Origin of the sequence: Stenotrophomonas sp. CASM101, assembly GCF_049384845.1 — a bacterium.
Lineage (GTDB): Bacteria > Pseudomonadota > Gammaproteobacteria > Xanthomonadales > Xanthomonadaceae > Stenotrophomonas > Stenotrophomonas hibiscicola.
In genome coordinates, this window is the sequence record NZ_JBMRFR010000008.1 from 1 (window position 1) to 13,143 (window position 13,143).

The following is a 13,143-nucleotide window of genomic DNA, read 5'->3' on the forward strand; positions in this document are numbered from 1 at the left end:
CGGGATGGGGATCGCTCGGCTCGTCTGTCGGCTGCTATCCGCAGATATCATGTTGACGGTCCCTCCACCCTGGCTCCTACATACCGCGTAGGAGCCGGGAGGAACATACAAGCCATGCTCGGCTGCTTTACCAACGCGCTTCCAGCGTTCTGAACGGTTTCGCCAGGCGCACGCCCTCGGCGTCGAAGTCGGAAACGCTACGCCCATCCACACGCACCGTCTTCGGCATGGTGCGCGCCGGCCACCAGACCTTCAATGCCGTCCCGCTGCGCAACCCCTTGCCCAGCGTGACCGTCAGCATGCCGTCGCGCTGCCGCGCCTGCATCTGCAGCGTGCCATACGCTGTCGGCAGGCGTTCCACAGCCAACCCATCGCCCCCCACCCACGACGGCGGCGTGCCCGGCAGCAATGACAACGCATCATCGTCTTCGCGCATCAGCATGCCGAACAGCGTGCGGCCGTACTCGGCACCAATCCAGGTATGCGGCATGTCGCCCAGGTAACGCGGAAAACGTAGGCGTGAGTGCACGACCTCAGCCAGCACCTGCCACTCAAGCGGGCGCCGATCATGCAGCAGTCCCTGCAGCAGCTCATCGGCCACCTGCGGCTGGCCCAGGTGCACATAGCTCAGCACGTTGCGGATCTCGTACGGCGTGTAGGCATACAGCGCACCGGGCTGGCTGCGCTTGCGCACGTCATCGAGATAGCGGGCGAAGGTGGTACGCAAGGCTTCTGCGGGCAGTACGCTCTGCGCCCCGGTGGGGTCCAGCGCGATCGATACGCCGGTGGGATCGCCATCGCCCAGGTCGGCCGAGGAGGGAATGAAGTCGATGCCCTTCCACGCCATCGTCGCCCGGATCGAGGCGTGCAGCGCGTCGTAAAGCAGTTTGTACTGTTCGCGTGCCCACACTGCGGTCTCGTGGTCGCCCAGCGATTCGGCCAGCCACGCGCCGTCGTGCCAGCCCTTCAGGCCCCAATAGTCGTCCCAGTAGCTGTGGGTGGGAGACGGATAACCCTCATGGCTGATCGACGGCGCAAGAATGCCCGCGAAGCGCTCCGGCGCTGGCTGGTCGGCCTTGTAGCCGGGCGCCAGCGTGCGTTCGCGCAGTTCCTGCAGGAAGTGCAGCGCGGCCTTCACCTTGGGCAGGTAGGCACGCACCGATTCCGGTCCACCATCCAGGCGCGCGACATCGGCCACCAACGCGACGTACTGCCCTTGGCTGTCGTACTCGATGTCCGATCCAAAGCCGGTGTTGACACTGCCATCGTCGTTGAGGATCGGCGAGACCAGGCCGTTGGCATGCACGCCGTGTTCGCTGTACCAGGCCAGGTAGTCGCGCGCGACGCGTGCTTCGCCCATGCGCAGCAGCACCGCCGAGGTGGCCATGCCGTCGCGGATGAAGGAGCGGTTGTAGTTGCGGGGCCCGGGCTGCATGGCCGGGCCGGTCTGGTTGATCAGCATGTAGGCGGCCTGCGCGCGCAGCATGTCGACCAGTGAGGGATCGGGCAGGCGCAGCCCGACCTGGCCCAGCCGTGCCTGCCAGTCCGCGGACGCCTGCGTGGCCAGGGAATCGAACGCCGCATTGGCATCGCGGGGCAGCGTGGCTAGATCGAGCGCAGGCGCTTCGGGCAGTGCGCCCTTGGCATCTGTGGCGGTGGTGCCCAGCGGGAATGCGACCACGACGGCATCGCTGGCTCCCGGTGCCAGCGATACACGGTAGTTCAACGCAGCCGCGGCAAGTCCCTGGTCGTCGCGCGCCTGTTGCGTGGAGGGCAGCTGGCCGGCAGCGAGGGTCGCGGTGATTTCCGTTGCGCCATCCTTGCCGAACGGCGCCGCGCCCGACGCAGCCACCGGCGTGAGCGACTGCAGCAGCGTGCGTCCATTGATGCGCACCGCCTGCCCATCGATGGTCACATCGCGGATCGGTGACAGCCCGCCGTTCTGCCACGGCGGATTCATCTGCATCGGGCGCACGACCAGGCTGAGCGTGCCTTCGATCCTGGCGCTGCCCGTGTTGTGCAGGCGATGCCGCAAGAACGTTACCGGCTGGCCGTCGCGCTCGATGGCGAGTACCTCGCTGCGCAGTTCCAGCCCGGGCTGCGGCGACCAGGTAGCGGAGGGCATCGGTTTCCAGCCTTCCCGCAACGCGTGCTGTATCGGCTGTCCTGCCGCGCCAGCGGCACGCCCGTCAGCGCCACGCCAGATCGGCTGCACCAGCGGCGCGCCCTTGAAGGCTTCCAGATTGCCGTATTCGTCGAAGATCGATTTCTGTCGTCCTGCGTGCACACCGACGGCGGTCCAGTAGGTCTGCTGCATCTGCAGCGATGCCGGGAACAACGCGCGCTGAGCGCCGCTGGCGGTGATCTGGTATCGCTTCATCGGCGTCATTACCGCCTTTGGCCCGAGCAGGCGCAGTCGCGCGACCTGCGGTGCGGCGCCGTCCACGCTCAGCCGGAACGCACGCAGGGGTTGTGCCGTGTCAGCAGCCAGCCAGCTTTGCCGATGATTGGCCGCCTGTGCATCGTGTGCGAGGTCCTGCCAACGGCCCTGTTCATCCTGCGCCTGCAGTCGCGCAGCGCCGCGCGCGCCATCGGCCCAGTCGACCACCAGGCCAGCCGTGGATTGAGCCTGCGGCAGCGTGATCTCGAGCGCATGGGATCCACCTTTTCCGGCCGGAACCGCAACGGTGCCGCCGCCTTGCCAGAGCGCGGCTGCCTGTGTTGCATCGACATCGGCGATGCGTGCGCTGAGCGTGCTGTCCAGCGGCTCCATTTCGAAGATCGACACACCCCAGTCGGAGGTGCGCTGCGGACTGGCAAGTCGTAGATAGCGCGCCTGCCGCGGCGCGAAGTACAGCGTTTCCACATCGCCCAGTGAATCGGCCATCGTGTACGCGGTCTGCCACTGCGTACCATCCAGTGAGGTCTGCAGTGAATAGCCTTCCGGGTTGGAGACATCCCAGGTGAGTCGTGCACCAGCCAGCAGGGTTGGCGTGCCCAGATCGATCTGGAACCAGTGGCCGGGGCTGAAGGCGCCGCCGGTGACGGTCTTCGGGTCGCCGTCGATCAGGTGGCTGATCGCCATCGCCGGCACCTGCTGCGAGGAACTGCTGGCCTGCCATTGGCTGCGCGGGGGAAGGGGCTGTGCCTGTGCGGCGGCGGCGAGGGCGGCCAGTATCAGGGTGGCGGCAGTACGCCACGGAATGGCTGAGCGGGCAACCTTGGAGCGTTCGGCGCGCAATATCATTACGTACAGCCTCGCAGGTTCGGCCGGTGTCGGGCGAGCGCTACGCTAGCAAGGGATGTAATCGGTTACATGACGCACTGCAGCGTCCCAGGCCGCTTCTGTGGTTGACGCAGCCGAGCATGGCTCGGCTCTACATGGTTTCCGGTAGGTCAAGCGCACCGCACGCTACAGCTCCACCGTCTCCCACCAGCGCGTACCCGCCTGCGGCGCCTGCATGTCCAGTGCTTCTCCCATCATCGGCGTGGCCACCGGCACGTTCTTCGCCGCGGCCAACGCGGTGATCCGCTCGAACGGCTGCTGCCATGCGTGCAGGGCCAGGTCGAAGGTGCCGTTGTGGATCGGCAGCAGCCACTTGCCGCGCAGGTCCAGGTGCGCCTGCAGCGTCTGTTCCGGCTGCATGTGCACGAACGCCCAGCGCGGATCGTAGGCGCCGGTCTCGATCATGGTCAGGTCGAACGGGCCGTACTTCTCGCCGATGGCCTTGAAGCCGTCGAAGTAGCCGGTGTCGCCGCTGAAGAAGATGCGGAAGTCGTCGTCCTGGATCACCCACGACGCCCACAGGCTGCGGTCGCTGTCGCCCAGGCCGCGGCCGGAGAAGTGCTGGCCCGGGGTGGCGGTCAGGCGCAGGCCGCTGGCCTCGGTCGATTGCCACCAGTCCAGCTGTTCGACCTTGCTGGCGTCCACACCCCAGGCAATCAGCTGGTCGCCGACGCCGAGCGGTGCAATGAAGCGCGCGGTCTTGCCAGCCAGCTGCATTACCGCGGCATGGTCGAGATGGTCATAGTGGTTGTGCGAGAGGATCACGCCAGCGATCGGCGGCAGCGCGTCGATGCTGATCGGCGGTGCGTGGAAGCGCGCCGGGCCCATCCACTGCACCGGCGAGGCGCGCTCGGAGAACACCGGATCGGTCAGCCAGTACTGGCCACGCAGCTTCAGCAGGATCGTGGAGTGCCCCAGCCGGAACAGGCGGCGGTCCGGCGCGGCGTCCAGCGTGGCGCGGTCCAGCGGCTGCACCGGAATGGGGTGGGCCGGGACGGTGCCCTTGGGCTTGTTGAACAGGAACGTCCACCAGATCTCCGCACCGTCGCGCAGGCCCATCGCCGGACGGGGCAGGGCATTGCGGAACTTGCCATCACGGTACTGCGGCGAATCGGGGAAGTCGGGGAGGGACCAGGACTTGCAGAAGGTGTAGGCGGTCACAGCGAGGATTCCAAGCAGGAGGACAAGGAGCAGGCGCTTCATGGGTGACGTCCGCTGGGTACACTGCACAGTGTAGTTTCGTCTTTTTCAAAAGTACACTGATGGGTGTAAAATGGTGGCGTCCGTTCAGTTATCCGGTTCCCGCCATGCCCCGTGCCCCGCAACGCCTGACCGACCGTAAACGCGATGCCATCGTGCGCGCGGCGGTGGAGGAGTTCCGTGCCTCGGGCTACGAGGCCACCAGCATGGACCGCATCGCCGAGGCGGCCGGGGTCTCCAAGCGCACCGTCTACAACCACTTTCCCAGCAAGGAAGCGTTGTTCTCGATGATCCTGGAGGAGCTCTGGGAACGCAGCGTGGCCAGCGACGCGTTACCGTACCGCGCCGACCAGCCGCTGCAGGCGCAGCTGCTGCAGTTGCTGGGCCAGAAGCTGGAACTGCTCAGCGATGCCAACTTCATTGACCTGGCGCGGGTGGCGATGGCCGAGATCATCCACTCACCGGAGCGCGCGCAGGCCATCGTCTGCCGCATGGGCGAAAAGGAAAGCGGCGAGAGTGCCTGGATCCGCGCGGCCATCGCCGATGGCCGACTGCGCCAGGTCGATCCGGAGTTCGCCGGCCACCAGCTGCACGGGCTGGTGAAGAGCTTCGCGTTCTGGCCACAGGTGACGATGGGGCAGGCACCGTTGAGCGCACAGGAGCGTGCACGCGTTGCCGAATCAGCGGTGGCGATGTTCCTGGGTTTCTACGCGGTCTAGCTGGCGGCGAAGCGACGGAACTCGTCGGCCGGTAGCGCCGCCGAGTACAGATAGCCCTGGCCGACATCCACGCCCAGGGCTCGCAGCTTCTGCTCCTGCGCCAGGGTTTCGGTACCTTCGGCCACCACGATCGCGCCGCAGCGGTGCGCGACCTCGACGATGAAGCGCACGATCGACTGTGACTTGGCGTCGGACAGCGTGGCGATCAGTGCCTGCTCGATCTTGACCTCGGCGATGGCCAGCTGCGAAAGCAGGATCAGGGTTGAATAGCCGGCACCGAAATCGTCCAGCGACAGGCTGACCCCGGCTGCCAGCAGCTGTGTGATGTTGGCATCGACCACGTCGCGCTCGACGATTTCGGTCCATTCGACGATCTCCAGGCGCAGCATCGGACCGGGGATGTCATGCAGTTGTAGCAGCTCCTGCAGGCGCAGGCCGAAGTCGGGCAGGCGCAGGGATTCGGCTGACACATTGACTGCGATGGTCAGCGCCGCGCCGTCCTGCCGGCAGTGCTGCAGGAAGTGCACCGCCGACTGCAGTGTGGCCCATTCCAGGTCTGCCAGCCGGCCCTGCCGGCGCAGCAGCGAGATCACCCGCATCGGTGCAATCGGCCGGCCTTCGCCATCGCGCATGCGCAGCAGCGCTTCGGCGCCGACCAGCTGGCGATCCTGCAGGCGATGCTTGGGCTGGTAGCACAGCGGGGCGTCGCCCTGCTGCAGCCAGTGATCAAGGGCGACTTCAATCAGGGTGTCGATCTCGCTGTCGCGCTGGATCGGGTCGTCGAAGAACAAGACGCCCGATTCGATCGCGCTCAGCGCCACGGTGATTGCCCGGAAGGGCAGGTGGCCATCGTCTGCCGCGCCCGGTGGCTTCAGTTCGACTACCGCGCAGCGGAACAGCGGCCGGAAGCCGGGCCAATCGCGGCCGACCTGATCGGCCAGGTTGCTGGCCAGCTCGGTGATCTGCGGTTGCGTGCGCAGTTCGGACAAGGTCAGGTCGCGCACCAGGATCGCCAGCGCGGCATCGCCGAACTGGTAGATCTCCAGCTGGCCGGCCGGCAGCGAGGGCAGCAGCCGATGCATCTCTTCGGTGCTGTCGCGCTGCCACAGTCCGTTGTCCTGCAGCGGACCGTAGCGCAGGCGCAGGTCGCGCAGGTTGCCCATCTCGGCCACGATCAGGCAGGCCTTGCCGATACCGTCGTTGTCGCGCCAGTAATGCTGCAGGCGTTCGCCGAGCGCACGCATGTTGGGCAGGCCACTGATTGGATCGATGCGCAGCCAGGCCTGTTCGCGCTGGCGTTGGGCATCGATCTGCGCATCGTTGTAGACCAGTGCGAACACCGCGCCGAGCATCAGCAGCGATAGTGGTAGTGCCAGCAGCCGCTGGATTGCCAGCTCCTCCACGGGTAGCTGGTTGGCACCAATGATTGCTACGCCCAGTGCCAAGCCCAACGCAGTGACGACGACACGAACGCCCCAGGCCTGCAGGATCATGCGCAGCGAGAGTTCATTGAGCATGTGCGGGTGCAGGCGCCTGCGCAGCCAGACACCGGCCAGCATCTGCAGCGTGGCCTCGAGGCCGGCAGGCAGGAAGTACTGGGTGCCGGCGAACTGGTAGCGGGCCAGCAGGCTGGCGCCCAGGCAGGCCAAGCCACCGCGCCAGCCGCCGAGCAGGCCGCTGACCAGCAGGATGTCGAAACCCAGGTGGAGCTTGACCACGCCCTGGGTGTAGCGGGCCACGAACCAGGAATTGAACAGGTAGATCAGGCCCAGTGCCACGCCCACATACAGGCGGCGGCCTTCAATGGCATGGCCGGCACGGCGGGTGGCGATCAGCAGCACCCCGATCATGCCGATCACTGCGGTGGCCTGCAGCAGGTACAGCGGCAGGCTGGGCAGGGAACCGTCCAGGACCTGGGCCGAGACCCGTGACAGCGCATCCATAGCATTCCCGCCTGTGACCGACGGCCGGTGAGGAGCAGGGTAAACCACGACCGCGCGCGCGGCCACTGATGGTGCCCTGCGGCGGCCGGCAAGGTCAGTAGCGTGGGTCGGCGATGGCTGGCAGTACCAGTTCACGTACGAAGCCGGACGGCGACAGCTGCAGCAGCGCACGCACCATGGTCACCACATCGTGTACCGGGACAAGTTCGCCATCCCCGCGTGCTGCGGCCTCTGCCACCGGCACCGACAGTGCATCGTCGGTGTTGAGGCAGCCCAGCTGCAGGCTGGTCACCGCCAGCCGGCGATCGCGGAAGCCCTCGCGCAGTGCATCGGCAACGCCGTTGAGCGCGAACTTGGATGCGCCGAACGCCACTTCCGGGCGGCCACTGCGCGGCAGTGCCGAGGTTGATCCGGTCAGCACCAGCTGCGGGCGTGGTGCGCCGAGCACTCGCGGCAGCAGGCGCTGCAGCAGCACCAGGGTGGCGGTGATGTTGACGTCGACCAGTTGGGTGAGCGCGGCATCGCTCTCGTCGAGGAAGGCGTACTCGTCGCTGAAGGCGGTCTCTTCCCAGATGCCCAGGTTGTGGATCAGCACATCCAGATCGGCCGGTGCCTGCGCTGCGATGTGATTGGCAGCCAGGGTGGGCTGGGACAGATCGGCTTCGATCCACTGCAGGGTGACACCCTCGGGGCATTCAAGATCGCGCGGACGGCTGCGCGAAACGCCGATGACGGTGTCGCCCGCACTGCACAGGCCTTCCACGAATGCCCGACCGAGGCCCCTGCTGGCGCCGATGACCATCAATTTCATGTTGCTTCCTTCCATTGCGCGCTCTGCTGGGCGGTGCGCTTCGGGATCGGCGAGAATCCGTAGGGTCCCCAGCAACAGGAGCATCCCGACATGGGAGCACCCGATCCCTTCACTGATGGCCTGCCGCTGCCGCGGGCGTGGCAGGAAGCGTTGGCCGATGCGCGCATCGAGCGGCAGTCGATCGGCGTGTCGCGTGCGGATGTTGCTCGTGTGCAGCAGCCAGGCCAGCCCGATGCCTTCGTGAAGTCGGAAGTGATCGACGCCTTCAGTGAGCTGGGCGATGAGATCACGCGCCTGCGCTGGCTGCAGGCACAGGGACTGCCGGCGCCAACGGTGATTGCCACCGCCGAAGAAGCGGGCCGGCGCTGGTTGCTGATGAGCGCGCTGCCCGGCCGCGACCTGGCCTCGTCGCCGGAACTTGCGCCGCAGCAGTTGGTGGAACTGCTGGCTGACGCGCTGCGCAGGCTGCATGTGTTGCCGGTGGCAGCCTGTCCGTTCGACCAGCGATTGGCCTCGCGCTTGCAGGCCGCCGCCGCCCGCGTCGAGGCGGGTCTGGTCGACGCCGATGACTTCGATGACGAGCGCCTGGGGCAGAGCGCACAGCAGGTGTTCGCCGAACTGTGCAGCACCCGGCCCGACCATGAAGATCTGGTGGTCAGCCATGGCGATGCGTGCCTGCCGAACCTGATGGCGGTCGAGGGGCGTTTCAGTGGTTTCATCGACTGTGGGCGGCTGGGCGTGGCCGACCGCTACCAGGACCTGGCGCTGGCCGCGCGCAGCCTGGTTCACAACTTCGGAGACACGCGTTGGGTGGCGCCGTTGTTCCAGCGCTACGGCGCGTTGGTCGACGAGCGTCGGCTGGCGTTCTACCGGTTGCTCGACGAGTTCTTCTGAGCCCGCGCATGGCTGGCGATGCCCGCGCAGATCAGGCCGCCGACCACGCTCAGGTGTTCCAGCGCGAAGAACATCGCCAGCTGCTGTTCCGCGCCGTGCTTGGTCCAGAAGGTATGCACGATGACGATGGTCAGCAGCATGAACACCGCCAGCGCGCCGCTGCCCAGCCATAGCAGGCGGTCGAACAGCAGGCACAGTGAGCCACCCAGCAGCACCACGGCGCTGGCGATGTTGAACAGCGCGGGCGGTTGCAGCCCGGCCGCCTGCATTTCGGCCACGCTGTTGTCCCACGCCAGCAGCTTGGCCAGACCCGAGGACAGGAACACCACGGCCAGCAGCAGTCGGGCGAGGAACCACATCACGCGGCTGTCGAGCAGGGTGGAGATCATTCGTGGCATGCAGGAACTCCGGGTTGGGCATGGAACAGGTCGCGCAGCATCGGGCCTCAACCGCAGTTGAGGTCAAGGCCGGCTGAACGGAGCCCGATGGTGGCCAGGTCGACATCTACAAAATGGACGAACGTTCGTTCATGCTTGTGGCATGAGCCGAATCGACCGCAATGAGCAGCGTGTGACCCTGATCCTGCAGGCGGCCCTGCGGTGCTTCCTCGCCAAGGGATTCCACCAGACCAGCATGCGTGACATCGCGCAGGCGGCTGGCGTCAGCCTGGGCAACCTCTACAACCACTTCCCGGGCAAGGAAGCGATCATCCTTGCAGTGGCAGTGGCGGAGAGCGAAGAACTGGCACCGTTGCTGCGTCGACTGGCCGCGTCCGAAGGCGAGCGCGCACAGGTACTGGGTTTCCTTCAGGACTTCCACGCACTGTGCCGCCAGCCGGAATGGGCGACGCTTGCCGTCGAAGTGCTGGCCGAGAGCGCACGCAATCCGGCCGTGGCCGAGGCATTTGCGGCCAATCGCAGGCAATTGCAGGCGACCCTGGCCGAAGCCCTGCAGCAGGTGGCACGGCGCGAACGTCGGCGTCCCGTGCTGGCCCCGGCATTGCAGGCGCAGGTGCTGCTGGATGCCATTGAAAGCGATGCGCTGCGTCGGGGGCTGGGCGAAGCCGATGGCATCGATGAGGCCTCGCTGGATCTTGGCCTGCTCGCGCTGCTGCTCGGGGCACGCGCATGAGTGCCGTTGACCGGCGATTGCACGGCCTTGATCTGGCGCGCTACCTGGCCCTGGCCGGCATGGTGCTGGTCAACTTCCGCCTGGCGATGGCCGTGCCGGCAGAGGGTGAGAGTTGGTTGGCAGGGTTCTTCCATCTGCTGGAAGGCAAAGCCTCGGCGACGTTCGTCACTCTGGCCGGTCTTGGCCTGGTGCTGGCCACGCAGCGGCAGGGGTGGTGGCCGGCCAGCGTGCAGACCTGGAGGCGCGCGCTGTTCCTGATGGTGCTGGGCCTGCTCAACCTGACTCTGTTCCCGGCCGATATCCTGCACTACTACGCGGTGTATTTCGCGTTGGCGGTGGTGTGGCTGCGTGCGTCGCCGCGGGTGTTGCTGGCCAGCATCGTGGGCCTGGCGGCGTGTTCGTTCTGGGCGTTGCTGCACTGGGACTACAGCCAGGGATGGAACTGGCAGACGCTGGAATACGCCGACCTGTGGCAATGGCCGGGCGCGGCCCGCAACCTGTTGTTCAACGGCTTCCATCCGCTGCTGCCGTGGCTGTGCTTCTTCCTGCTGGGGATGCTGCTGGCACGCCTTCAGCTGTCGCAGCCGCGGGTGCAGCGAGCATTGCTGGTGCTGGGGCTGCTGCTGATCGGGGCTGGACATGGCGTGCAGCAGCTTGGGCAGGGGACGCCCTGGCAGGTGTGGCTGGGAACGCAGCCGATGCCGCCGGGACCGGCCTATGTGCTCACGGGTGCGGGTGCGGCCTGCAGTGTCATCGCCGCCTGCCTGTGGCTGGCGCGTGTGCGACCGGGTGACTGGTTGGAGCCGTTCATCGCGGCCGGACGCATGACCCTGACCCTGTATGTGGGCCACATCCTGCTGGGCATGGGCACGCTGGAAAGCCTGGGGCTGCTTGATGGCGGTGCATCGCTGGCGTCGGTGCTGCTGTGGGCGCTGTTGTTCCTGATGTTGGCCACGGGCTCGGCGTGGCTGTGGTCGTGGCAGTTCACACGCGGCCCGCTGGAGATGGTGATGCGACGCATCGCAGGCTAGTTCTCTGGTCGCGGCGAGCTGATGTTGTGACGGACATGTCTGTGTCGCGGCGAATGCATCTGCGATAGTGGCAGCAGGCAACACTTTCCGCTTGCATCCATGTCATTCGCTTCGGCGCAGCATCTCGGCGAAGTCCTGCAACAATCCTATGGCATCACTGCCACCGCCGTGGTGCCACGCCCGGTGGGTGCCGACGCCAATGCCAGCGTGTATCGCGTCGATGCGCGGCACGGGCAGTGGTGGTTGAAATGCCGCACCTACCAGGTTGACCCCGCAGTGTGGGACAGCCTGCATTGGATGCGCGGCACGCTGGGCATCGATGAGATCGTCGCGCCGTGGCCGGCACTGACCGGTGGTGCGTCGGTGCAGCGTTGGGGATTGCAGTTCACCCTGTTCCCTTATGTGGAAGGTCAGTCCGGGTTCGAGGCGGCGTTGAGCCGCACGCAGTGGAAACGGCTGGGGGAGGTGCTGCGGCGCCTGCACGGCGCGCAGCTTCCAGCGGACCTGCAGCAGGCGCTGCCGATCGTACGGCTGGAAACCGCGGCGCTGGAAACCGTTGGGCAATGGCTGGCTGGCGAGGGCCTGGCGGCCGCGAAGGACGGGCTGGGCCGCGCATTCGTTTCGGTATGGGACCGGCAGCATGCGCGCATCGCGGCGCTGCATGCGCAGGCACGGGAACTGCTCGCGGCATTGCAGGACGTGCCGGTAGACCTGTATCTGTGCCACACCGATCTGCATGCCGGCAACCTGCTGATGGGCAATGACGGGGGCCTGCACCTGATCGACTGGGATGGCCTGTCGCTGGCACCGCGTGAGCGTGACCTGATGTTCATCGGTGCTGCCGTTGGTGGGCGCTGGGGGCGCGAGAATCCGCTGGGCTTCGAGGAGGGCTACGGCAGCGACCGCGGCGACCCACGCTGGATCGCCTGGTACCGGCATTGGCGCATTCTGCAGGACCTGATCGAGTTCCAGCAGGTGCTGCTGGGCAGCGACGGTGAGGAGCGTTCGCCGCAACTGCGCAGGCAGTCGCTGCACTACCTGGGCGAGCAGTTCGCACCGGGCAATGTGTTCGATGCGGCGGAGCGGGTGTATCGCGCGCTGTAGATCCAAGCCATGCGTGGATGAACCCTGCGCGCTCAGTCAACGGTGGAGGCGCGAAGAGCAGCCGAGCGTAGGCTCGGCTCTACAGAGGAGTGCAGCGTCATCCACGTTTGGCGTGGATCTACTCGGCGGGCTTGGCCGCTGCCGAGGCCGCTGCACTTGCGGCTCGCCGCGACAGTACGGCTTCGCGGTGGGCGATGTAGGCGTTGGCGGCGAGGATGATGCCGGCACCGATGATCGTCCAGCGGTCCACCGTTTCGTTGAACAGCAGCCAGCCGAACAGCGTTACCAGTGGCAGCTGCAGGAAGCTGATCGGGGTCAGGGCGGAGACTTCGCCCAGCCGTAGCGCGCGGGTCCACAACAGCTGGCCGACGGTGCCGAGCACGCCGGTGGCCAGCAGCCACAGCCACGCCATGCCGGAGGGCCAGACCCAGACGAACAGTGTCGGGACCAGCGACAGCGGCACCCAGAACACGTAGGTGTAGAGCACCACGGTGTCAGCGCTGTCGACACGGGTCAGCTGCTTGATCTGGATCGCCACCAATGAGCTGAGCACGGCGGCTGCCACCGCTACCAGGCTGCCCGCGGTGAAGCCGGCGGTACCGGGGCGCACGATCACCAGCACACCGATGAATCCAACCACCACCGCAGCCCAGCGCCGTACACGCACGGTCTCGCCCAGCCACAGCACGGCGGCGATGGTGACGAACAACGGCGTGGAGTACGAGAGGGAAACCGCCTGCGCCAGTGGCAGATGGCCCAGTGCCCAGAATGCGCACAGCATCGAACCCAGGCCAATCGCACTGCGCACGAAATAACGCGGCAGCTGCTGCGTTTTCAGTGGTGCATGGCCGGGGCGCAGCAGCATCGGCAGCAACGCGAGCAGGCCAAAGGCATTGCGAAAGAACGCCACTTCCTGGGTTGGTACGTACCGGGTGGCGTAGCGGATGGCGACGGCCATCAGGCCGAATGCCATCGTGCTGCCGAGCATCAGCAGCGCCGCCCGCATCGGGGTGGCGCTGGGGGA

11 protein-coding genes are annotated in these 13,143 nt (G+C 66.6%); 5 read left to right on the top strand and 6 right to left on the bottom strand.

Annotation, left to right across the window (positions count from 1 at the left end; genetic code table 11):
• Positions 1-127: 127 nt before the first annotated feature.
• Positions 128-3,247: a discoidin domain-containing protein gene (locus VG543_RS12755; RefSeq protein WP_423178482.1), complete on the bottom strand. Its 3,120-nt coding sequence runs from the start codon at positions 3,245-3,247 to the stop codon at positions 128-130.
• A 165-nt stretch (positions 3,248-3,412) separates the two neighbouring features.
• The gene (locus VG543_RS12760; RefSeq protein WP_423178483.1) at positions 3,413-4,489 is read right to left on the bottom strand and encodes an MBL fold metallo-hydrolase; all 1,077 of its coding nucleotides are present in this window, start codon (positions 4,487-4,489) and stop codon (positions 3,413-3,415) included.
• Positions 4,490-4,593: 104 nt separating this feature from the next.
• Here VG543_RS12760 and VG543_RS12765 point away from each other — a divergent pair, with 104 nt between their 5' ends.
• Positions 4,594-5,205 (top strand): TetR/AcrR family transcriptional regulator, encoded by a 612-nt coding sequence (locus VG543_RS12765; RefSeq protein WP_346469515.1) that lies wholly within the window; start codon positions 4,594-4,596, stop codon positions 5,203-5,205.
• Here VG543_RS12765 and VG543_RS12770 read toward each other — a convergent pair.
• Together VG543_RS12770 and VG543_RS12775 are read right to left on the bottom strand one after the other, a co-directional pair.
• Positions 5,202-7,148, bottom strand: a complete 1,947-nt coding sequence (locus tag VG543_RS12770) for an EAL domain-containing protein (protein WP_423178484.1) — start codon at positions 7,146-7,148, stop codon at positions 5,202-5,204. The two genes, VG543_RS12765 and VG543_RS12770, sit on opposite strands and share 4 nt — an antisense overlap.
• A 94-nt stretch (positions 7,149-7,242) precedes the next feature.
• Entirely contained in the window at positions 7,243-7,959 is a 717-nt protein-coding gene (locus VG543_RS12775) for an SDR family NAD(P)-dependent oxidoreductase (RefSeq protein ID WP_155029426.1), read from the bottom strand.
• A 90-nt stretch (positions 7,960-8,049) separates the two neighbouring features.
• Here VG543_RS12775 and VG543_RS12780 point away from each other — a divergent pair, with 90 nt between their 5' ends.
• Positions 8,050-8,853, top strand: coding sequence for an APH(3')-II family aminoglycoside O-phosphotransferase (locus VG543_RS12780; RefSeq protein WP_154348935.1), 804 nt, complete (start codon positions 8,050-8,052; stop codon positions 8,851-8,853).
• Here VG543_RS12780 and VG543_RS12785 read toward each other — a convergent pair.
• Positions 8,826-9,251, bottom strand: a complete 426-nt coding sequence (locus VG543_RS12785) for a DoxX family protein (protein WP_423178485.1) — start codon at positions 9,249-9,251, stop codon at positions 8,826-8,828. The genes VG543_RS12780 and VG543_RS12785 overlap by 28 nt on opposite strands.
• Positions 9,252-9,393: 142 nt before the next feature.
• Between VG543_RS12785 and VG543_RS12790 the strand changes: the two genes are divergently transcribed.
• The 3 genes from VG543_RS12790 (at position 9,394) to VG543_RS12800 (ending at position 12,119) form a co-directional block, all read left to right on the top strand.
• A complete protein-coding gene (locus VG543_RS12790) occupies positions 9,394-9,984 on the top strand; it encodes a TetR/AcrR family transcriptional regulator (RefSeq protein WP_111103734.1) in 591 nt (196 codons plus the stop codon).
• Entirely contained in the window at positions 9,981-11,015 is a 1,035-nt protein-coding gene (locus VG543_RS12795; protein WP_134735667.1) for a DUF418 domain-containing protein, read from the top strand. The genes VG543_RS12790 and VG543_RS12795 overlap by 4 nt, the downstream gene beginning before the upstream one ends.
• Positions 11,016-11,114: 99 nt before the next feature.
• Positions 11,115-12,119, top strand: a complete 1,005-nt coding sequence (locus VG543_RS12800; protein ID WP_423178486.1) for a phosphotransferase — start codon at positions 11,115-11,117, stop codon at positions 12,117-12,119.
• A 118-nt stretch (positions 12,120-12,237) separates the two neighbouring features.
• On the opposite strand, the gene VG543_RS12805 is transcribed toward VG543_RS12800, so the two are convergent.
• Entirely contained in the window at positions 12,238-13,125 is an 888-nt protein-coding gene (locus VG543_RS12805; RefSeq protein ID WP_423178543.1) for a DMT family transporter, read from the bottom strand.
• Between the last annotated feature and the right edge of the window lie 18 nt (positions 13,126-13,143).

Excerpts from the sequence above, each read along its gene's own strand:
- VG543_RS12755 (WP_423178482.1), bottom strand. The coding sequence starts at position 3,247 with ATGATATTGCGCGCCGAACGCTCCAAGGTTGCCCGCTCAGCCATTCCG.
- VG543_RS12760 (WP_423178483.1), bottom strand. The coding sequence starts at position 4,489 with ATGAAGCGCCTGCTCCTTGTCCTCCTGCTTGGAATCCTCGCTGTGACC.
- VG543_RS12765 (WP_346469515.1), top strand. The coding sequence starts at position 4,594 with ATGCCCCGTGCCCCGCAACGCCTGACCGACCGTAAACGCGATGCCATC.
- VG543_RS12770 (WP_423178484.1), bottom strand. The coding sequence starts at position 7,148 with ATGGATGCGCTGTCACGGGTCTCGGCCCAGGTCCTGGACGGTTCCCTG.
- VG543_RS12775 (WP_155029426.1), bottom strand. The coding sequence starts at position 7,959 with ATGAAATTGATGGTCATCGGCGCCAGCAGGGGCCTCGGTCGGGCATTC.
- VG543_RS12780 (WP_154348935.1), top strand. The coding sequence starts at position 8,050 with ATGGGAGCACCCGATCCCTTCACTGATGGCCTGCCGCTGCCGCGGGCG.
- VG543_RS12785 (WP_423178485.1), bottom strand. The coding sequence starts at position 9,251 with ATGCCACGAATGATCTCCACCCTGCTCGACAGCCGCGTGATGTGGTTC.
- VG543_RS12790 (WP_111103734.1), top strand. The coding sequence starts at position 9,394 with ATGAGCCGAATCGACCGCAATGAGCAGCGTGTGACCCTGATCCTGCAG.
- VG543_RS12795 (WP_134735667.1), top strand. The coding sequence starts at position 9,981 with ATGAGTGCCGTTGACCGGCGATTGCACGGCCTTGATCTGGCGCGCTAC.
- VG543_RS12800 (WP_423178486.1), top strand. The coding sequence starts at position 11,115 with ATGTCATTCGCTTCGGCGCAGCATCTCGGCGAAGTCCTGCAACAATCC.
- VG543_RS12805 (WP_423178543.1), bottom strand. The coding sequence starts at position 13,125 with ATGCGGGCGGCGCTGCTGATGCTCGGCAGCACGATGGCATTCGGCCTG.